Below are 19271 nucleotides of genomic sequence, written 5' to 3' on the forward strand. Positions count from 1 at the left end.
TTCCTGTGTCGAGAACGGGAGGATCATTTCAGACCACGACGGATGACTGCGCGAATCACTGCGACTGCGGGAAATCTGGCGCCACTTTCTTGCCGGATCGAGGCTAGACATTTGAGCATCTATTCATCTAAACGTCTAGACGTTTGGTCGTACAGTCGACCCGATCCGGCGCACGGGGCGTTTTCATATTTCCATCACGCCTTGCGCACTACAATGCGCAAAACGGTATTTGAAACCAGAGGAATGACAGCACCATGACATCGAACGACGAGGCGGCGCACAGCACGCTCGAACGCGGCGCGGGCGTGGCGGTGTGGCGGCAGATCGAGCAGATTCTCGCGGCGGAGATCGCGGCGAAGGGTTTCGGAGAGGACGGCCGCCTGCCGAGCGAAGGCGAACTGGCGCGGCGTTTCGACGTGAATCGCCACACGGTGCGGCGCGCGATGCTGGGTCTCGCGGCGCTCGGGCTCGTGAGCGTCGAGCAGGGGCGCGGCACCTTCGTGCAGCCCGGCGCGATCGACTACAGCATCGGCAAGCGCACGCGCTTTACGGAGAATCTGCAGCGTCATCAGCATTCGGCGGTGGGGCGGCTGCTCGCCTCGTCGCGCGTGAAAGCCGATCCCACGGCGGCGAAGGCGCTCGGGCTGCGTGCGGGCGCGCTGGTCTATCGGCTGGAAACGCTGCACGAGTCGGACGGCGTGCCGCTCACCTACGCGCGCAGCTGGTATCCGGCCGCGCGTTTCGCCGATCTGCCCGCCGTCATGGAGCGCGTGGACAGCACCTCGAAGGCGCTCGCCGAATTCGGCGTGACCGACTATCTGCGCAAGTGGAGCCGTATCGGCAGCGTGCTGCCCGAGCCGGAAGTGGCGCGGCGGCTGAACATCAATCGCCAGCAGCCGGTGCTGTGGGTGGAAAACGTCGACGTCGATCTCGACGGCACGCCGATCAAATACGGCATCACGCACTTCGCGGCCGATCGCGTGCAACTGATGGTGGAGCACGACCTATGAGTTCGCTCCAGGCGTTGCGGGCCGCGACGCTCGCGGAGGAAAGCTGGACCGGGTCCACGCGTTTCGCGCTCTATTACGCGCCGCCGCGCGAATCGGCCTGGTGGCGCGCGGGCTGTGCGTGGCTCGGACGCGATCCGGAAAGCGGCGAGACGCTGACGCCGCCGCTGATCGACGGACTGGCGAGGCCGCTCGATGCGCTCACTGCCGCGCCGCGCCGCTACGGCTGGCACGGCACGCTGGTGCCGCCGTTTCGTCTGGCCGCGGGCGTGACGCCCGAAGCGCTGTGCGCCGCGGTGCAGGCGTGGGCCGCCCGGCGCGCGGCGTTCGAGGTGGCGGCGGAAGCGGCCACGCTGGGCCGCTTCGTCGCGCTGCGCGCCGCCGACGAACGCGGCGCGGACGCCTTGCGCGAACTCGCCGCCGACGCGCTGCGCACGCTCGCTCCGTTACGCGCCACGCAGACGGCCGCCGAACTCGCGAAACGGCTCGACGCGCCGCTTACGCAACGTCAGCGCGAGTACGTCGAGCACTGGGGCTATCCATATGTGTTCGACGAATTCCGCTTTCACATGACGCTCTCCGATTCGCTCCCCGATTCGCTCCCCGATTCGCTTCCCGATTCGCTCGACGACAGCGACACGCGCACGCAACTCACGCAGGCCTGGAACGCGCGGATGCGCGACGCGGGCGCGCTGCCCGTGCATGGCGTGGCGCTTTATGTGGAGCCGCGACCGGGCGCGCCGTTCGCGTTGTGGCGGCGCGCGGCCTTCGCGCCGGGAGCACGCGCATGACCATTCCGACGACACCACTCGCGGCCACACGCCTGATCTATGTGATGGGCCCGTCGGGCGCGGGCAAGGACACGCTGCTCGGCTATGCGCGCGCGCGTCTCGCGAGCGAAGGCGTGGTGTTCGCGCATCGCTACATCACGCGCGAGGACGGCGGGCCCGAGAATCACATCGCGCTGACCGATGCCGAATTCGAATCGCGTTCGAAGCGCGGCCTGTTCGCGCTGCAATGGCGCAGCCATGCGCTGCGTTACGGCATCGGCGTGGAAATCGACCAGTGGCTGGCGCTCGGCTGCACGGTGGTCCTGAACGGCTCGCGTGCCTACGTGGCCGAGGCGCTCGCGCGTTATCCGCGCATGACGCTCGTGCATGTGGAGGCCGCGCCGCACGTGCTCGCCGCGCGCCTCGCTTCGCGCGCGAGAGAGACGCCCGAGCAGGTCGCCGCGCGGCTGGCGCGGCGCGCGCCGTTCGACGTGCCCGAGAGCGCGTCGCTCACGCGCATCGACAACTCGGACCGTCTCGACGAGGCGGGCGCCGCCTTCGTGCGCGCCGTGCAGCGGGTGGCGCTGGACTAGCGCTCGACTAGCGCGGCATCGTGCGGGCCTTGAACGGCGGGTGGCGTGCGTTGCGGTGCGCGTTATTTTTGGCCGCCCCAGAATGGCGTGAGAAGATGCAGGCGCCCCCGCGAATCAAGCGCAAACCCCAACGAGAACGCCCTTGGACCGTTTCCAGGAGATGCAGATCTTTACGCGCATCGTCGACCGCCGCAGCTTCACGCAGGCGGCCGAGGATCTGAACCTGCCGCGCGCCACCGTCACCAATTCGATCAAGCGCCTCGAGACCCGTCTCGGCGTGCGTCTGCTCGAACGCACCACGCGCCACGTGAAGCCCACGCACGACGGCGACGCCTACTATCAACGCTGCACGCGCCTGCTCGCCGACCTCGAGGAAACCGAGGAAGCGTTCCGCGAGACCGACCCGCAAGGCCGTCTGCGCGTGAACATGCAGGAGACGCTCGCGCGCTACTTCGTGATGCCGCGTCTCGGGCAGTTTCTCGCGCGTTATCCGCGCGTGGAGCTGTTCATCGGCTCGGGCGATCATTTCGTGGATCTGGTGCGCGAGGGCATCGACTGTGTGCTGCGTGCGGGCGAGCTGGCCGATTCGTCGATGGTCGCGCGGCGCGTGGCGCTGCTCGAACAGGTGACGTGCGCGAGTCCCGCGTATCTGGAACGTCACGGCGATCCGGCGTCGATCGATGCGCTGCTCGACGGCCATCAGGCCGTCAACTATCTCTCGCCGGCCTCGGGGCGCGCGCATCCGCTCGAATTCGCGTTGCCCGACGGCGTGCGCAACATCACGCTGCCCGGACCGGTGGCGGTGAACGGCGCGGAGTTGTACACGGCGGGCGCGGTCGCGGGACTGGGGCTCGTGCAGGTGCCGCGCTATCGCGTGCGCGAGCAACTGGCCAACGGCGAGCTGTGCGTCGTGCTGGCGGACCAGCCGCCGCCGCCGATGCCGGTGTCGGTGCTGTATCCGCAAAGTCGGCAACTGGCGCTGCGCGTGCGCGCGTTCGCCGACTGGCTCGTGCAGGCGTTCGCCGACGCGGGTTGAGGTCGAGGTGGCTTGACGCCGAAGCGCGTTGAAGTCGAAGCGGCGCCGCCGTGGCGATTCAGGTGCGCCGCGAAACCATGCCGGAGACGCGCTGCGCAGCTTGCTGAAGCGGATCGAGGAAGGTCTTGACCATCTGCTTCGCGCTCGTGCGCTGGGCGTTGCCACTGATGTTCATCGCGGCGATCACGCGGCCCTGGCGGTTGCGGATCGGCGCGGAAATCGAGATCAGCCCGCCTTCCAGTTCCTGATCGACGATCGCCCAGCCCTGCGCGCGCACCTGCGCGATGATCTTCTTGAGCTCGTCCTTGTCGGTGACGGTGCGCGGCGTGTGCGCATAGAGCGGCGAGGCGCCGAGCGTGGCGTCGAGCGCGTCGTCGTCGAGCGCGGCCAGCAGCACGCGGCCCATCGACGTGCAATAGGCGGGCAGGCGGCTGCCGATCGAGAGGTTGATCGTCATGATCTTGTGCGTGGGCACGCGCAGCACGTAGACGATTTCGGTGCGGTCGAGCACCGCCGCCGAGCAGCTTTCGTGGACCGTGGCCGAGAGTTCTTCCATGACCGGCTCGGCCAGATTCCAGAACGGCATCGACGTGAGGTACGCGAAGCCGAGGTCGAGAATCTTGGGCGTGAGCCGGAACAGCCGGCCTTCGGCCTCGACGTAGCCGAGCGTCTGCAGCGTGAGCAGGATGCGGCGCGCGCCCGCGCGCGTGAGGCCGGTGGCGGCGGCGACGTCGGTGAGCGTCTGCTCGGGGTGCGCGGCGTTGAACGCCCGGATCACGGAGAGTCCGCGCGCGAACGACTGCACGTAGGAGTCGCCCGGCTTTTCGGGCGTGTCCGGCTGCTCGTCGGAACGGTCGGGCGAGGCGCTGGTGGCGGAAGTCATGGCATCGTGGCGTCGGATCAAGGGCGGGAGGCGGCGCGTGGGTAACCCATCACGATAGCGCAAGCGCATTGTTTCGCCAACAGACATAGGGAAAAGCTGCGGCGGCTTGACGCGAGCATGCGGCACGTCCACGCATTTTATCCGTAGATTTGATTTAGCTCAATTTTTGAGCCGAATAAGCACATTGACGATATTTTCTCCGCGCGATATTGCGAAGTTTTTATCGGATAAATGCATTGCCGGCGTGATTAACTCGGCTAATTAAATCGACGCCGGTAATCGGGCGTTTTTTCCGAATTCAGGGCGAAACCGAATGGGTCGCATTCAGGCTGCGCCGGGTGGGCATCCGGCTCGCGTCGGGTGATCGCCTGGATGGCGTCGAGCGCCGTCTTTGCGGCCAGGCAGGCGGGCGCAGCCCCGCGCCCGCGCCGCCTTCAAGGCAAGAAAGCAAATTGAAAGATATTTGCGTCTTTCCGTCGCGCCTGGCCGGGCGAGATTTGTCGCATTTGATAAACCTTGGCGAGGATCAAATTTTCGAATAGTTCCTTTCCGTAGAATTTCGCCAAATACGATACGGGTGCATTTTGCATAGCGGTTTTATCGCGAAGCGAATGTGTGAAGCGTCGAAAGTGGTTCAACGGAAAATCAGGCAATTATGAAGAGAAAGGCCTTCAAAAGGTGGTTAATCCCCCTCGGCAGCGGGCTGCTCGTCTCCCTCGCGGGATGTAGCGGCAACATGGTTCTGCTCGATCCCAAGGGCAGCGTGGGCGTGGCCGAAAAAGAACTCATCGCCACGGCAACATGGGCCATGCTGCTCGTCGTGGTGCCCGTCATCCTGCTGACGCTCTACTTCGCCTGGCGCTATCGAGCGTCGAACCGCGACGCCACCTACGCACCCAAGTGGGCGCACTCCACCGCGATCGAAGTGGTGGTCTGGACCATTCCGGCCATCATCATCCTGTTCCTCGCCATCCTCACGTGGAAGACCACGCACGAGCTCGACCCCTACAAGCCGCTCGAGTCGAACACGAAGCCCATCAACGTCGAAGTCGTCGCGCTCGACTGGAAATGGCTGTTCATCTACCCGGACCTCGGCATCGCGTCGGTCAACCAGCTCGCCGTGCCGGTGGGTACGCCGGTGAACTTCCGCATCACGTCGGATTCGGTGATGAACTCGTTCTTCATCCCGCAACTGGGCACCCAGGTCTACGCGATGGCGGGCATGCAAACGCGCCTGCACCTGATCGCCGACCATGCGGGCGACTACGCGGGCATCTCGTCCAACTATAGCGGCCGGGGCTTCTCCGACATGAAGTTCCGCACGATCGCCACGAGCCAGCAGGACTTCGACGCGTGGGTCCAGAAGGTCAAGGCGTCGCGCGCCGACCTCACGATGGACCAGTACGCGAGCGTCGCGCAGCCGCAGGAAAAGGCGCCGGTGGCGTACTTCTCGACGGTCGACCCGAAGCTCTTCAACAACATCATCGCGAAGTACAACAACGGCCACGTCACGAATTTCAGTGACCCGTCGTGCGCGACCAAGGGGTAAGCAGGCATGTTCGGCAAACTTACATTAGAGGCGATTCCATTCGATCAGCCGATCATCATGGGCGCGGCCGCGTTCATGGCGCTGATCGTGCTCGCGGTGTTCGGCCTCGTCACCGTGACGGGCAAGTGGAAGTATCTGTGGAACGAGTGGTTCACGAGCGTGGACCACAAGCGCATCGGCGTGATGTACATGATCGTCGCCGTGCTCATGCTCGTGCGCGGCTTCGCCGACGCGGTCATGATGCGTATCCAGCAGGCGCTGGCGTTCGATGCGCCGGGCTATCTGCCGCCGCACCATTACGACCAGATCTTCACGGCGCACGGCGTCATCATGATCTTCTTCATGGCGATGGCGCTCATGGTCGGGCTGTTCAACATCGTGGTGCCGCTGCAGATCGGCGCGCGCGACGTCGCGTTCCCGTTCCTGAACTCGCTGTCGTTCTGGATGACGGCGATTGCCGCGATCCTCATGAACCTGTCGCTCGTGATCGGCGAGTTCGCGCAGGTGGGCTGGCTCGCGTATCCGCCGCTGTCTGAGTTGCAATACAGTCCAGGCGTCGGGGTCGACTATTACATCTGGGCGTTGCAGCTCTCGGGCGTCGGCACGCTGATCACGGCGATCAACTTCTTCGTCACGATCATCAAGATGCGCGCGCCGGGCATGAGCCTGATGAAGATGCCGGTGTTCACGTGGACCGCGCTGTGCTCAAACGTGCTGATCATGGCAACGTTCCCGATCCTCACGATCGCGCTCGCGCTGCTCGGCCTCGACCGCTACGTCGGCACGCACTTCTTCACGAATGACGGCGGCGGCAACCCGATGGTGTATCTGAACCTGATCTGGGCGTGGGGCCACCCCGAGGTGTACATCCTCGTGCTGCCCGCGTTCGGTATCTATTCGGAAGTCATGGCCACGTTCTCGAAGAAGCCGCTGTTCGGCTACAAGACGATGGTCTACGCCTCGTGCGTCATCATGATTCTCGCGTTCCTCGTGTGGGCGCACCACTTCTTCACGATGGGCTCGGGCGCCGACGTCAACGCGTTCTTCGGCATCATGACCATGATCATCGCGATCCCAACGGGCGTGAAGATCTTCAACTGGCTGTTCACGATGTATCGCGGCCGCATCGAATTCACCGCACCCGTGCTGTGGACCATCGGCTTCATGGTCACCTTCTCGATCGGCGGCATGACCGGCGTGATGATGGCCATCCCGGGCGCGGACTTCGTGCTGCACAACTCGCTGTTCCTCGTGGCTCACTTCCACAACGCCATCATCGGCGGCGTGGTGTTCGGCTACCTCGCGGGCCTGCACTACTGGTTCCCGAAGGTGTTCGGCATCAAGCCCAACGAGAAGCTCGGCAAGGCGTCGTTCTGGTGCTGGTTCGTGGGTTTCTACGTGGCCTTCGTGCCGCTGTACGTGCTCGGCTTCATGGGCGCCACGCGCCGTCTGAACCACTACGACAATCCGGCATGGCATCCGCTGTTCATCGTGGCGGCCGTCGGTGTGGCGATCATCGCGCTGGGCGTGGTGTTCCAGGTGCTGCAATGGGTGATGGCGTTCGTGAACCGCAACAAGGCGGAATGCCAGGACGTCGATGGCGATCCGTGGGGCGCGCGCACGCTCGAATGGTCGATTTCGTCGCCGCCGCCGGTCTACAACTTCGCGGTCATCCCGCAGGTGCATGACATCGACGCCTTCACGCACATGAAGGAAACGGGTCGTGGCCTCGGTCTCGCGGCGAAGTACCAGGACATCCATATGCCGTCGAACACGGCGTCGGGTTTCCTGATCGGCATGTTCAGCCTGGTGCTGGGCTTCGCGGGCATCTGGCACATCACGTGGCTCGCCGTGCTCGCGCTCGTCGCCATCGTCGTGACGGTTGCGGTGCATAGCTTCGGCAAGCACGACGGCTACTACATTCCGGCCGCCAAGGTCCGCGAGATCGAAGAGAAGCGCCATCGCGCGGCGGTTGCCGCCGAGCGCGAAATGGAAGCGCTGGAGGCTTAAACGATGTTACAGAAAACTCATACGGCAACGCTCGCCGATCTCGATCACGACGATCATCCGCCTTCGAACTCGGTGTTCGGCTTCTGGGTGTACCTGATGACCGACTGCATTCTGTTCGCGTCGCTGTTCGCCACGTTCGGCGTGCTCGGCCATCAGTTTGCGGGCGGCCCCACGGGCAAGGACCTGTTCAAGATCGGCGATGTCGCGGTCGAAACGGCGGCACTGCTGCTGTCGAGCATCACCTACGGTTTCGCGATGCTGGCCGCGCACCGCCGCAAGAGCGGCGCGGTGCTCGGCTGGCTGGCGGTGACCTTCGTGCTCGGCCTGGCGTTCCTCGGGCTCGAACTCAACGAGTTCTCGCACCTGATCGCCGAAGGCGCGGGTCCGCAACGCAGCGCGTTCCTCTCGTCGTTCTTCGCGCTGGTGAGCACGCACGGTCTGCACGTGTTCTTCGGCCTCGTCTGGATGGTCGTGTTGATGGTGCAGGTGATGCGCCGTCCGCAACTCGACGATCAGGCGATCCGCCGTCTCACGTGCCTCAGCCTCTTCTGGCACTTTCTGGACGTGGTCTGGATCTGCGTGTTTTCTTTTGTCTACCTCGGGAGCGTGCTCTAAATGGCTCATCCTCAAGCAGAAGCCCATGGCAGCCTCAGCAGCTATGCAACCGGCTTCATTCTCTCGGTGCTGCTGACCGCCGGCGCGTTCGGCATCGTGCTGCACGGTTCGCTGGACGCCAGCACCGCCCTGATCGCAATCGCCGTGCTGGCCTTCGTGCAGGTCGTCGTCCACCTCGTGTTCTTCCTGCATCTGAACTCGTCGGGGCAGGGCTGGAACGTGTTGTCGCTCGCCTATACTGTGCTGGCCGCTGCGTTCCTGATCTTCGGCACGATCTGGGTCATGCATAACGTCAGCATGAACATGATGTCGCGCTAAGCGTCATCGCGCGCGCCTCGTCCGGCGCGCAGGCACTTCCCGCAACGGCCGCACAGTTCTTTGATCTGTGCGGCCGTTGCCGTTTTGTCTGCGCTTTATGGACCGGATGCGCGCTTGACACCCGCGCGCCGCGACGCCTATCATGGGCGCCAAATGTTCGATTATCGACCATGAGTTCGCATATCGAACATCACGCACGAGGACGTGCGCGTTCGATCCCTCCTTTTCGCCCGCGCAGTCCGTCTATCTCAATCAGCTTGACATGAGATTCGGGTCGAGCCGCCACGCTCGCGCCGGGATCGACAGGAGACTTCAATGACGGAAGCTTTCATCTGCGACGCGATTCGCACGCCGATCGGCCGCTATGCGGGCGCGCTTTCCCCGGTTCGTGCCGACGACCTCGGCGCCGTGCCCCTCAAGGCGCTCATGGAGCGCAACAAGGAAGTGGACTGGGCCGCGATCGACGACGTGATCTACGGCTGCGCGAACCAGGCCGGCGAGGACAACCGCAACGTCGCGCGTATGTCGTCGCTGCTGGCGGGCCTGCCGCAGGCCGTGCCGGGCTCGACCGTCAATCGTCTCTGCGGCTCGGGCATGGACGCCGTCGGCATCGCCGCGCGCGCGCTCAAGTCGGGCGAAGCGGGCCTGATGATCGCGGGCGGCGTGGAAAGCATGAGCCGCGCGCCGTTCGTCATGGGCAAGGCCGCGACCGCGTTCGCGCGCGACGCCGCCATCTACGACACGACCATCGGCTGGCGCTTCGTCAACAAGCTGATGAAGCAGCAATACGGCGTCGACTCGATGCCGGAAACGGCTGAAAACGTCGCGGTCGACTACAACATCAGCCGCGCCGATCAAGACGCCTTCGCGCTGCGCAGCCAGTTGAAGGCCGCGCGCGCCATCGCCGACGGCACGCTCGCGCAGGAAATCGTCTCGGTCTCGATCGCGCAGAAGAAGGGCGATCCGCTCGTGGTGTCGCGCGACGAGCATCCGCGTGAAACCACGCTCGAAGCGCTCGCGAAGCTAAAGGGCGTCGTGGGCCAGGACGGCTCGGTCACGGCCGGCAACGCCTCGGGCGTGAACGACGGCGCCTGCGCGCTGCTGCTCGCGAACGAAGAAAACGCCAGGCGCTTCGGCCTCACGCCGCGTGCACGCGTGCTCGGCATCGCCACCGCGGGCGTCGCGCCGCGCGTAATGGGCATCGGCCCGGCACCGGCCACGCAAAAGCTGCTCGCGCGTCTGAACATGACGATCGATCAGTTCGACGTGATCGAGCTCAATGAAGCGTTCGCTTCGCAAGGCCTCGCGGTGCTGCGCATGCTCGGCGTGGCCGACGACGACGCGCGCGTCAACCCGAACGGCGGCGCAATCGCGCTGGGCCATCCGCTCGGCATGAGCGGTGCGCGCCTCGTGACCACGGCGATGTATCAACTGCATCGCACCAATGGCCGTTTCGCGCTGTGCACGATGTGTATCGGCGTCGGGCAGGGCATCGCCATCGCCATCGAGCGCATCTAAGCCGGCGGCTTCACGCGGCGATGTTTTAAAACAAGCCGCGCCGCACCAATTGCGCCAAACCGCGAACCTTCGGGTTCGCGGTTTTTTTTCGTCCCGATTGTCCGCTGATTTGCGCGAAGTCCAATTCCTGGCGCTTGCCGGTCGTAGTCCTGCATCCAACACGAATACCCTGATACCGGACGCGGACAGTTACGACGCTCGTTCAGAAAGCCGCGCGTAAAATCGCCTCCACATCGGCGCGAGATCGCCGGTCGTAAGTTGGTCGCGGATAGATCGCATTCCCGTTGCATCGTGATTCAAACCCCGTCTTTCAAGGAGACCGCGGATGATGAAGGCAGCGACTTTGGCAGCAGCAATGGTGATGGGCGTGGCCGCCGGCCAGGCGGCGTGGGCGCAAAACGAGCAACCCGCGCAGCCCGATCAGGCGGGCGGACAAACGGCGCTGGCGGGCGCGGCGCAGGCGATCATCGCCAATGTGCCGCCGGTGCATCTGAAGGCGAAGATCGTCGGGATCGACCGTGCCGCGCGCGTGGTCACGCTGCGCGGTCCGCGCGGCAACGACGTGGATATCGCGCTCAGCCCGCAGGTCGGCAATTTCGATCAACTGAACGTGGGCGATACCGTCGACGTGCTCTACAAGAACGCGCTGCTCGTGACGGCGAATAAGGTGACCGGCAGCGACAAGGGCATCCGCAAGCGCGTGGATACCAACGTCTATCTGCCCGCTTCGTCGGGATACGACGCCGCGCGCCAGGTCGAGGTGCAGGCGACGGTGCAGCACATCAATGTGAAGAAGCGTGAGGTGACGCTGCGCGGCGCGTATCAGACGGTCACGCTCGAAGCGCCGTCGGATATCGATCTCAAGAGCCTGAAAGTGGGCGACATGGTGCACGCCGTGTTCGTGTCCGCTTACGCGACGCAGGTGACGCCGGTGGGCGCGTCCGAATAAGCGCGCGCATCGTCCGGCTTCGCAAAAGACAACGCCGGCGCACCGCGAGTGATCGCGATGCGCCGGCGTTTTTTACATCGGCGAGCACGTCGCGTCGAGCGGTGTCGACGCGACGCGCAGGCGGATTACATGCCCGCCATGCACAGATACTTGATGACGACGTAATCGTCCACGCCGTAGTGCGAGCCTTCGCGGCCGAGGCCCGATTGCTTCACGCCGCCGAACGGTGCGACTTCGTTCGAGATCAGGCCGGTGTTGATGCCGACCATGCCGTATTCGAGCGCTTCGGCCACGCGCCAGACGCGGCCGATGTCGCGGCTGTAGAAGTAGGCGGCGAGGCCGAACTCGGTGTCGTTCGCCATCTTGATCACTTCCTCGTCCGACGAGAAGCGGAACAGCGGCGCGAGCGGGCCGAAGGTTTCGTCGCGCGCGACCTTCATCGCGGGCGTGACGCCCGTCAGGATGGTCGGCTCGAAGAAGCCGTGGCCGAGCGCGTGGCGCTTGCCGCCCGTCAGCACCTGCGCGCCCTTGCCGAGCGCGTCCTCGATATGCGATTCCACCTTCAGCACGGCCGCTTCGTTGATCAGCGGGCCTTGCGTCACGCCGTTCTCGGTGCCGAGGCCGACCTTGAGCTTTTCGACCGCGTCCTTGAGCTTCGCGGCGAACGTGTCGTACACGGCGTCGTGCACGTAGAAGCGGTTCGTGCAGACGCAGGTCTGGCCGCTGTTGCGGTACTTCGAGGCGATCGCGCCCGCGACGGCGGCGTCGATGTCGGCATCGTCGAACACGATGAACGGCGCGTTGCCGCCGAGTTCGAGCGAGACCTTCTTGACCGTCGAGGCGCACTGGCTCATCAGCAGGCGGCCGACCGGCGTCGAGCCAGTGAACGACAGCTTGCGCACGGTCGGGTTGCTCGTCAGTTCGCCGCCGATGGCCTTCGGGTCGCCCGTGACGACGCTGAAGATGCCCGCGGGCACGCCCGCGCGTTCGGCCAGCACGGCCAGCGCGAGCGCCGAGAACGGCGTCGCTTCGGCGGGCTTGAGGACGATCGGGCAGCCGGCGGCGAGCGCGGGGCCGACCTTGCGCGTGATCATCGCGGCGGGGAAATTCCACGGCGTGATCGCGGCGCAGACGCCGATCGCTTCCTTCGTCACGACGAGGCGCTTGTCGTTGGCGACGGTCGGGATCGTATCGCCGTAAATGCGCTTGCCTTCTTCCGCGAACCATTCGAGGAACGAAGCGGCGTAGCCGATTTCGCCCTTCGCTTCGGCGAGCGGCTTGCCTTGTTCGGTCGTGAGGATCAGCGCGAGATCGTCGGCGTTTTCCATCATCAGGTCATGCCACTTGCGCAGGATGACGCTGCGCTCCTTCGCGGTCTTCGCGCGCCACTTCGGCCACGCGGCGTTCGCGGCGGCGATCGCGCGGCGCGTTTCGGCGGCGCCCATGCGCGGCACCGTGCCGATCAGCGCGCCGGTGGCGGGGTTGGTCACGTCGAGCGTGGCGCCGTCTTCGGCGCCTTGCCATTCGCCGTTGATATAGGCCAGATTCTTCAGCAGCGATGCGTCTTTCAGGTTCATTCTGGAACTCCCGACAGGCTTCGATTCGTTTCGGTTTGACGTGGCTGGCGCGCGCGCGACGAATGCGCGCGGCGCACAACGACGAACGGCACAGCGGCAAGCGCCGGTGTGCCGTCAGGGGATGGCCCCCGCGCGGCGGGCCGGTGTTGCGATGTGAGGCGCGAGGTGCGAGGTGCGAGCGGCGAGGTGCGAGGCTTAGGCCGGCACGCCCACGGCTTCCTTGATCGACTCTTCGAGGATCGCGAGCGCTTCGTCGAACACGTTGTCCTGGATCGTCAGCGGGAACAGGAAGCGCACGACGTTCGAGTACACGCCGCAAACCAGCAGCAGCAGGCCGCGGTTCAGCGCGGCGGTCTGCACGCGCTTCGTGAAGTCGGCGTCGGCGTCGCTCGTGCCCGGCTTGCAGAATTCGACGGCGTTCATCGCGCCCGGGCCGCGCACGTCGGCGATTTGCGGCACTTCCGCCTTCATCGCGTTGAGCTTGGCCTTGAGCTTGTCGCCGAGCTTCGTGGCGCGCTCGCAGAGCTTTTCTTCTTCGATGATCTCGATCACCGCGTGCGCCGACGCCACGGCCAGCGGGTTGCCCGCGTACGTGCCGCCGAGGCCGCCGGGCGCTGCCGCGTCCATGACTTCCGCGCGGCCGACCACGCCCGACAGCGGCATGCCGCCGGCCAGGCTCTTGGCGATCGTCATGAGGTCAGGCGTGACGTCGTAGTGTTCCATCGCGAACAGCTTGCCGGTGCGCGCGAAGCCCGTTTGCACTTCGTCGGCGATCAGCAGGATGCCGTGCGTGTCGCAGATCTTGCGCAGGCCGCGCACGAAGTCCGCCGGCGCCTGGTAGAAGCCGCCTTCGCCCTGAACCGGTTCGAAGATGATCGCGGCGACGCGCTTCGGATCGATGTCGGCCTTGAACAGCATCTCGATGTGCTTGAGCGAGTCGGCCGTGCTGATGCCGTGGACCGCGTTGGGGTACGGCGCGTGGTAGACGTCGGACGGGAACGGACCGAAGTTCAGCTTGTACGGCGCGACCTTGCCGGTGAGCGCCATGCCCATCATCGTGCGGCCGTGGAAACCGCCCGCGAAGGCGATCACGCCCGGACGGCCGGTCGAGGCGCGCGCGATCTTGACGGCGTTTTCGACGGCTTCCGCGCCGGTCGTGAAGAACGCGGCCTTCTTCGCGAAGCTGCCCGGTGCGCGCGCGGCGACCTTTTCGGCCAGCGAGACGTACGACTCGTACGGCACGATCTGGTAGGCGGTGTGCGTGAAGCGGTCGAGCTGCGCCTTGATGGCGGCGACGATCTTCGGATGGCGGTGGCCCGTGTTGCACACGGCGATGCCGGCGGCGAAGTCGATGACGCGGCGGCCTTCGACGTCCCACAGTTCCGCGTTCTCAGCGCGCTCGGCGTAGAAGTTGCACATGACGCCCACGCCGCGCGGCGTGATGGCGTCCTTGCGGCTCTGCAGATCGGCGTTCTTGCTCACGTTCATCTCCTTCACAAACTTCGGTTTTCGGATTGGTTGGTGGACCGGCAAGCAGTCCATGGCGCGACTATACTCACGTTTGGCTCTAAATTTCAGAGCCATTCAAATAAATTCATAGGAGCCAATTTCGATGCGTGCGAGTGTCTTGTCCGACTGGCTGGCCCAGCGGATCGAGCGCGGCAGCGGACAGCCCGTCTATCGCCAGTTGCACCGGCTGTTGCAGCAGGCGATCCTGTCGCGCGAGCTGCCCGCGGGCGCGCGCGTGCCGTCCTCGCGGCTGCTGGCGGCGGAATTGGGGATCGCGCGCAATACCGTGACGCAGGTCTACGAACAATTGGTGCTCGAAGGCTATGTGACCTCGGCGACCGGACGCGGCACGTTTGTCGCCGATACGTCCCCGGACGAGATCGTCGGCGCGGCGGAAATTGGCTCTGTCGATGGGCGGAAAAATGCGTCCCAGTCAGGAGCCGCGCCGATTGGCGGCGGGATTGCAACTAACAGCCCCGGCGTGCAGGGCGCGGCGGGGTTGGCCGGAGCGGGGAGCGAGGCGGATCGGCTGGCGGATCGCGGCGCGGCAGGTTCGGCAGGTTCGGCGGGTGCGGCAGGTTCGGCGGGTGCGGCAGGTTCGGCAGGTTCGGCAGGTTCGGCAGGTTCGGCAGGCCGAGGCGGTTCGATTGGCTCGGGCCACGCGCCGCTCGCCTCCGCGACGATTTCCGCAACCCACGCCGCAACCCACGCCGCAACGTCCCCCGAAACCCCATCGCCCATCCTGCCCGCGACCGCGCCTTTTCATCGCCCCGCCGCGCGCGCCTTGTCCACGCGCGGCGCGCGCCTGATCGCGGGCGCGGGCGTCTCGAAGCGCCAGGGCGGCGCGTTCATGCCCGGCGTCCCCGACGTCTCGCGCTTTCCCGCGCGCGTCTGGACGCGTCTGCACAACAAATACTGGCGCAGCCTGCGCCCCGATCTGCTGACCTACGCGCCGGGCGGCGGCCTCGCGCTGCTGCGTCACGTGCTCGCCGACTATCTGCGCACCTCGCGTTCGGTGCGCTGCTCGCCCGAGCAGATCATCATCACGACCGGCATCCACCAGTCGATCGACCTCGCGGTGCGGCTGCTGTCCGATCCCGGCGACACCATCTGGACCGAAGACCCCTGTTACTGGGGCGTGCGCAGCGTGCTGCACGTCTCGGGGCTGAAGGCGCGTCCGGTCGCCGTCGACAGCGAGGGTCTCAACCCGTCCGCCGCCGATTTCGCCGCGCCGCCGCCGAAGCTCATCCTCGTCACGCCGTCGCATCAATATCCGCTCGGCATGGTGATGAGTCTCGCGCGCCGCCGCATGTTGCTCGAGTACGCGCGCCAGCATCAATGCTGGATCATCGAGGACGATTACGACAGCGAATTCCGCTACGGCAGCCGGCCGCTCGCATCGCTGCAAGGGCTCGATACGGCGGGTCAGGTGATCTACGTGGGCAGCTTCGGCAAGACGCTGTTTCCGGGCTTGCGCGTCGGCTATCTGGTTGCGCCCGAACCGCTCGCCGAAAGCTTCGCCACCGCGAGCGCGGAGCTGTATCGCGAAGGGCAGTTGCTGCAGCAGGCCGTGCTGGCGGAGTTCATCGCCGAGGGGCATTTCACGTCGCATATCCGCAAGATGCGCGCGCTTTACGGCCAGCGGCGCCAGGCGCTGCTCGACGCCGCCACGCGCCGTTACGGCGACGCGCTGCCTGCGTTGGGCGGCGATGCGGGGCTGCACGTCGTCATGCAGTTGCCCGAAGGCAGCGACGACCGCGCCGTGGCCGAGGCCGCGCTCGCGCGCAACATCGTCGTGCGGCCCTTGTCGGGGTATTACTCGGCGCGCGAGCGTGCGGCGTCGGGCTTGCTGATCGGCTATGCGTGCGTGCCCGACGAGGACATCGCGCCCGCGTTCGACACGCTCGCCGAAGCCATCGACGCAACCTTGCCGACGTTCGCCTGAGCGCCGGGTGCGCGGGCGCCTTGCGGGTTGAAGGCGCGTTCAGAGCCGGATCAGCACCGCGCCGCAGGTGACGAGCGCGCACGCGATCATGCGGCGCGCCGTGAGCTGCTCCTTCATGAAGAGCCAGCCGATCAGCACCGCGAAGATCGACGACAGTTCGCGCAGCGCGGAGACCATCGCGATCGGCAGGAAGCGGAACGCTTCGATCACGAAGCAGTACGCGACGAGCGCGAGCACGCCCGCGAGCATGCCGCGCGCGACGGCGGCTTTCGACGTGAACATCTGCGCCGCGCCGCCGCGCAGTTTGCAGACAATCAGAAATTGCGGCACGTTCCAGAGCAGATACACCCACATGATGTAGCTGAGCGCGTTGCCGGCGGCGCGCGCGCCGAGTCCGTCGACGATCGAATAGACCGCGATGAACAGGCCCGTGAGCAGTGCGTACGGCACGCTTTCGCCCGAGAAGCGCATGCCGCGCCGGAACGCCAGCGACATGATGCCGAGCGACACCAGCACCACGCCCGTCGCGGCCACCGCGTGCAGTGCCTCGTGCGCGAACACCAGCGCGCCCGCTGAAATCAGCAAGGGCGAGAGTCCGCGCGCGATCGGGTAGATCTGGCCGAAGTCGCCGCTGCGATAGGCGCGCACGAGCGTGAAGCAGTACGCGAGTTCGAGCACGGCGGAAGCGCCGATATAGGGCCAGCTCGCGGCGTCCGGCAGCGGCAGCACGCACACGCCGATTGCGCTCACGATCACATACGGCACCGAGAACATCCCGAGCAGCCAGACGCGGTCGTTCGAGAGATGAAGGAAGGCATTCCAGCTCGCGTGCATGAGCGCCGAGAGCAAAACCAGCAGGACGACGAAACTGGCCATCGAGAGTGATCGCGGGTGAGGCAGTTGGAAGGGAGCGCACGGAGAGGCAAAGTGCGACACGCTGTGACGAATGCCACAATTTGCCACAAAGCGATGCAAATCGCCGCAAGCCTCCCATTATTCCAGTGAATGCCGGGCGATGCCAGTGAATTGAAAGTGGCGTGTGGCGAGGGGCCGGAAAGCGCGACGCGAGCCGCGGAACGGGGGCTCGCGTCGAGAAGCGAGAAGGGATTTCAGCGCCCGGAAGCGCGCCGCTCAGATCACCCGCGCGCGCAGCCGCGCCGACACCAGATCGATGATCGTCACCACGGCCACGACCATGATCAGCACCGCGGAAGTCTGCTGATAGTCGAACGAGCGGATTTCCTCGTAGAGCACGACGCCGATGCCGCCCGCGCCGACCATCCCCACCACCATCGCCGAGCGCACGTTCGACTCGAAACGGTAGAGCGCGTAGGAGATCCACAGCGGCATGACTTGCGGCAGCACGCCGTAGATGATTTCGTCGAGCGGCGTGGCGCCGGTCGCGCGCACGCCTTCGGCGGGACGCGGATCGATGGCTTCGACGGCTTCCGCGAACAGCTTCGCGAGCACGCCGGTCGTGTGCACCCACAGCGCGAGCACGCCCGCGAACGGCCCGAGCCCGACGGCCACGATGAAGAGCATCGCGAACACCATCTCGTTGATGGCGCGGCACGCGTCCATCAGCCGGCGCACCGGATGCAGCACCCAGGCCGGCGCGAGATTGTGCGCCGACATCAGCCCGCACGGCACCGCGCAGACGATCGCGAGCGCCGTGCCCCAGAGCGCGACCGCGATGGTCACCCACATCTCGTGCACGTAGGTGCGCCACTCGTGGAAGTCGGGCGGAAAGAAGCCTTCCGCGAAGGTGCCCATGTTGGCCGAATCGGAGAGCAGGTCGAGCGGGCGCATGTCCGCGCCGCGCCACGCCGCGCCGAGCAGCATCAGCACCAGCGCCCACAGCACGAGCGAGGACCAGCTGCGCTTGCTGGCGGCGGCTTGCAAGCGCGCTTTCGTATCAGCGTTCTGCACGTTCTGCACGTTCTGGGCGTTCTGCGCAGCAAGCGGCGAGGCGTCGAAGTCCATCGCGCCCATCACGGTTTCGCCGGGGCGTTGAGCGCGCCGATCTTCGCGTCGATGGCCGCGATCTGGCTCTTGCGGTCGTCGTCGGAGAGATGGGTGTCGGCGGCGATCTTCTGCTTCTGCTGGAACAGCGCGATCTGGCGGATCGGCAGCAGTTGCTCGTCGCTCGACGGCGCGAAGCCCGCGTAGCCCGTGATATCGGCCATGATTTTCTTCTCGCGCGGATCGGTCTTCGCGTAGTGATAGAAGAAGTCGCGCAGCTTCTGTTTGGTCGCTTCGGGCAAATCCTTGCGCATCACGAGCGGATCGGACGGAATCAGCGGCGAGGTCCACAGCACGCGTACTTCCTTGAATCGATCAGGATGCTTGCGCGCCAGCGTGGCCAGTTCCATCGTGTTGTTGGTGGCGATATCGACCTTGTTGTTCACCACGGCGAGCAGGTTCGCTTCATGGCTCGACGGCAGCACGGTCTTGAACGTGGTCGCGTTCACGGGCAGATTGCGCTGCGCGAACAGGTAATAGCCCGGCACCAGCGAGCCCGACGTGGAATTCGGATCGCCCCAGCCCAGCGTGAGATCCTTAGGATTCTTGAATACGTCATCGAGCGTCTTCACGCGACTGTTCACGTTGGTGATCAGCACCGATTTGTAGCCGGTGTCGCCGTTCGCGTAGAGCACCTTCGCGAACACTTCGCCGTTCGAGCGGTCCACGGCTTCCATCGCCGAGGCATTGCCGAAATAGCCGATCTGCACCTTGTTGAAGCGCATCGCTTCGATAATGCCCGAATAGTCGGTGGCGAAGAACGCATTCACGTGCAGGCCCGTCTGACGATTCAGATCGTCGATGAACGGTTGCCAGCGCTGCTTGAGGACTGCTGACGAATCGGTCGAAATAATGCCGAAGCTCAGGTCGTCGGCGCGAGCGGCCGATGCGCCGAGCGCGGCGAAGGCCACGGCGCCGGCGGCGCAGCAGGAAAGCAGGGCACGGATCAGTTTCATGTGAGAGGCGGTCC

Annotated in this window: 17 protein-coding genes; 11 read left to right on the top strand and 6 right to left on the bottom strand. The window is 65.5% G+C overall.

The window, feature by feature from the left end; genetic code table 11:
- Positions 1–254 precede the first annotated feature (254 nt).
- The 4 genes from phnF to SB764_RS07520 all read left to right on the top strand — a co-directional run bounded on the left by phnF (position 255) and on the right by SB764_RS07520 (position 3406).
- On the top strand, positions 255–1010 hold the full coding sequence (gene phnF, locus SB764_RS07505; RefSeq protein ID WP_065057629.1) for a phosphonate metabolism transcriptional regulator PhnF: 756 nt from the start codon (positions 255–257) through the stop codon (positions 1008–1010).
- A complete protein-coding gene (locus tag SB764_RS07510; protein WP_410863094.1) occupies positions 1007–1798 on the top strand; it encodes a DUF1045 domain-containing protein in 792 nt (263 codons plus the stop codon). Before phnF ends, SB764_RS07510 begins: the two co-directional genes overlap by 4 nt.
- Positions 1795–2370, top strand: coding sequence for a phosphonate metabolism protein/1,5-bisphosphokinase (PRPP-forming) PhnN (gene phnN / locus SB764_RS07515; RefSeq protein WP_410863096.1), 576 nt, complete (start codon positions 1795–1797; stop codon positions 2368–2370). Before SB764_RS07510 ends, phnN begins: the two co-directional genes overlap by 4 nt.
- Before the next feature lie 142 nt (positions 2371–2512).
- Positions 2513–3406: a LysR family transcriptional regulator gene (locus SB764_RS07520; protein ID WP_065057632.1), complete on the top strand. Its 894-nt coding sequence runs from the start codon at positions 2513–2515 to the stop codon at positions 3404–3406.
- Between the two features lie 58 nt (positions 3407–3464).
- On the opposite strand, the gene SB764_RS07525 is transcribed toward SB764_RS07520, so the two are convergent.
- Positions 3465–4289 (bottom strand): IclR family transcriptional regulator, encoded by an 825-nt coding sequence (locus SB764_RS07525; protein ID WP_074981269.1) that lies wholly within the window; start codon positions 4287–4289, stop codon positions 3465–3467.
- Positions 4290–4944: 655 nt separating this feature from the next.
- Between SB764_RS07525 and cyoA the strand changes: the two genes are divergently transcribed.
- The 6 genes from cyoA to SB764_RS07555 all read left to right on the top strand — a co-directional run bounded on the left by cyoA (position 4945) and on the right by SB764_RS07555 (position 11248).
- A complete protein-coding gene (gene cyoA, locus SB764_RS07530) occupies positions 4945–5838 on the top strand; it encodes a ubiquinol oxidase subunit II (RefSeq protein WP_065057633.1) in 894 nt (297 codons plus the stop codon).
- 6 nt (positions 5839–5844) lie between these two features.
- On the top strand, positions 5845–7848 hold the full coding sequence (gene cyoB, locus SB764_RS07535; RefSeq protein ID WP_065057634.1) for a cytochrome o ubiquinol oxidase subunit I: 2004 nt from the start codon (positions 5845–5847) through the stop codon (positions 7846–7848).
- Positions 7849–7851: 3 nt separating this feature from the next.
- Positions 7852–8463, top strand: a complete 612-nt coding sequence (gene cyoC / locus SB764_RS07540) for a cytochrome o ubiquinol oxidase subunit III (protein WP_065057635.1) — start codon at positions 7852–7854, stop codon at positions 8461–8463.
- Positions 8464–8781 carry a cytochrome o ubiquinol oxidase subunit IV gene (cyoD, locus tag SB764_RS07545; RefSeq protein ID WP_065057636.1) on the top strand — a complete coding sequence of 106 codons (318 nt, stop codon included), beginning with the start codon at positions 8464–8466 and terminating at the stop codon, positions 8779–8781.
- Positions 8782–9096: 315 nt separating this feature from the next.
- Positions 9097–10299, top strand: a complete 1203-nt coding sequence (gene pcaF, locus SB764_RS07550) for a 3-oxoadipyl-CoA thiolase (protein WP_065057637.1) — start codon at positions 9097–9099, stop codon at positions 10297–10299.
- 328 nt (positions 10300–10627) lie between these two features.
- Positions 10628–11248, top strand: a complete 621-nt coding sequence (locus SB764_RS07555; RefSeq protein WP_065057727.1) for a hypothetical protein — start codon at positions 10628–10630, stop codon at positions 11246–11248.
- A gap of 125 nt (positions 11249–11373) precedes the next feature.
- On the opposite strand, the gene gabD is transcribed toward SB764_RS07555, so the two are convergent.
- Both gabD and gabT read right to left on the bottom strand, forming a co-directional pair.
- Positions 11374–12825, bottom strand: a complete 1452-nt coding sequence (gene gabD / locus SB764_RS07560) for an NADP-dependent succinate-semialdehyde dehydrogenase (protein WP_065057638.1) — start codon at positions 12823–12825, stop codon at positions 11374–11376.
- A 195-nt stretch (positions 12826–13020) separates the two neighbouring features.
- The gene (gabT, locus tag SB764_RS07565) at positions 13021–14313 is read right to left on the bottom strand and encodes a 4-aminobutyrate--2-oxoglutarate transaminase (protein WP_065057639.1); all 1293 of its coding nucleotides are present in this window, start codon (positions 14311–14313) and stop codon (positions 13021–13023) included.
- Positions 14314–14437: 124 nt separating this feature from the next.
- Here gabT and SB764_RS07570 point away from each other — a divergent pair, with 124 nt between their 5' ends.
- Positions 14438–16279: a PLP-dependent aminotransferase family protein gene (locus tag SB764_RS07570; protein WP_410863100.1), complete on the top strand. Its 1842-nt coding sequence runs from the start codon at positions 14438–14440 to the stop codon at positions 16277–16279.
- A 39-nt stretch (positions 16280–16318) separates the two neighbouring features.
- On the opposite strand, the gene SB764_RS07575 is transcribed toward SB764_RS07570, so the two are convergent.
- From SB764_RS07575 to phnD, 3 genes are all read right to left on the bottom strand, one after another.
- On the bottom strand, positions 16319–17155 hold the full coding sequence (locus SB764_RS07575; protein WP_065057640.1) for an EamA family transporter: 837 nt from the start codon (positions 17153–17155) through the stop codon (positions 16319–16321).
- Positions 17156–17410: 255 nt separating this feature from the next.
- A complete protein-coding gene (gene phnE, locus SB764_RS07580) occupies positions 17411–18121 on the bottom strand; it encodes a phosphonate ABC transporter, permease protein PhnE (protein ID WP_234775126.1) in 711 nt (236 codons plus the stop codon).
- Between the two features lie 149 nt (positions 18122–18270).
- The gene (gene phnD, locus SB764_RS07585) at positions 18271–19257 is read right to left on the bottom strand and encodes a phosphonate ABC transporter substrate-binding protein (RefSeq protein WP_110325933.1); all 987 of its coding nucleotides are present in this window, start codon (positions 19255–19257) and stop codon (positions 18271–18273) included.
- Positions 19258–19271: the final 14 nt, after the last annotated feature.

It is taken from the genome of Paraburkholderia sp. SIMBA_027, assembly GCF_046535315.1.
Lineage (GTDB): Bacteria > Pseudomonadota > Gammaproteobacteria > Burkholderiales > Burkholderiaceae > Paraburkholderia > Paraburkholderia tropica.

What these genes read in the sequence shown, in the direction of transcription:
- phnF (WP_065057629.1), top strand. Translation starts at nt 255, where the DNA reads ATGACATCGAACGACGAGGCGGCGCACAGCACGCTCGAACGCGGCGCG.
- SB764_RS07510 (WP_410863094.1), top strand. Translation starts at nt 1,007, where the DNA reads ATGAGTTCGCTCCAGGCGTTGCGGGCCGCGACGCTCGCGGAGGAAAGC.
- phnN (WP_410863096.1), top strand. Translation starts at nt 1,795, where the DNA reads ATGACCATTCCGACGACACCACTCGCGGCCACACGCCTGATCTATGTG.
- SB764_RS07525 (WP_074981269.1), bottom strand. Translation starts at nt 4,289, where the DNA reads ATGACTTCCGCCACCAGCGCCTCGCCCGACCGTTCCGACGAGCAGCCG.
- cyoA (WP_065057633.1), top strand. Translation starts at nt 4,945, where the DNA reads ATGAAGAGAAAGGCCTTCAAAAGGTGGTTAATCCCCCTCGGCAGCGGG.
- cyoB (WP_065057634.1), top strand. Translation starts at nt 5,845, where the DNA reads ATGTTCGGCAAACTTACATTAGAGGCGATTCCATTCGATCAGCCGATC.
- cyoC (WP_065057635.1), top strand. Translation starts at nt 7,852, where the DNA reads ATGTTACAGAAAACTCATACGGCAACGCTCGCCGATCTCGATCACGAC.
- cyoD (WP_065057636.1), top strand. Translation starts at nt 8,464, where the DNA reads ATGGCTCATCCTCAAGCAGAAGCCCATGGCAGCCTCAGCAGCTATGCA.
- pcaF (WP_065057637.1), top strand. Translation starts at nt 9,097, where the DNA reads ATGACGGAAGCTTTCATCTGCGACGCGATTCGCACGCCGATCGGCCGC.
- SB764_RS07555 (WP_065057727.1), top strand. Translation starts at nt 10,628, where the DNA reads ATGAAGGCAGCGACTTTGGCAGCAGCAATGGTGATGGGCGTGGCCGCC.
- gabD (WP_065057638.1), bottom strand. Translation starts at nt 12,825, where the DNA reads ATGAACCTGAAAGACGCATCGCTGCTGAAGAATCTGGCCTATATCAAC.
- gabT (WP_065057639.1), bottom strand. Translation starts at nt 14,313, where the DNA reads ATGAACGTGAGCAAGAACGCCGATCTGCAGAGCCGCAAGGACGCCATC.
- SB764_RS07570 (WP_410863100.1), top strand. Translation starts at nt 14,438, where the DNA reads ATGCGTGCGAGTGTCTTGTCCGACTGGCTGGCCCAGCGGATCGAGCGC.
- SB764_RS07575 (WP_065057640.1), bottom strand. Translation starts at nt 17,155, where the DNA reads ATGGCCAGTTTCGTCGTCCTGCTGGTTTTGCTCTCGGCGCTCATGCAC.
- phnE (WP_234775126.1), bottom strand. Translation starts at nt 18,121, where the DNA reads ATGCTGCTCGGCGCGGCGTGGCGCGGCGCGGACATGCGCCCGCTCGAC.
- phnD (WP_110325933.1), bottom strand. Translation starts at nt 19,257, where the DNA reads ATGAAACTGATCCGTGCCCTGCTTTCCTGCTGCGCCGCCGGCGCCGTG.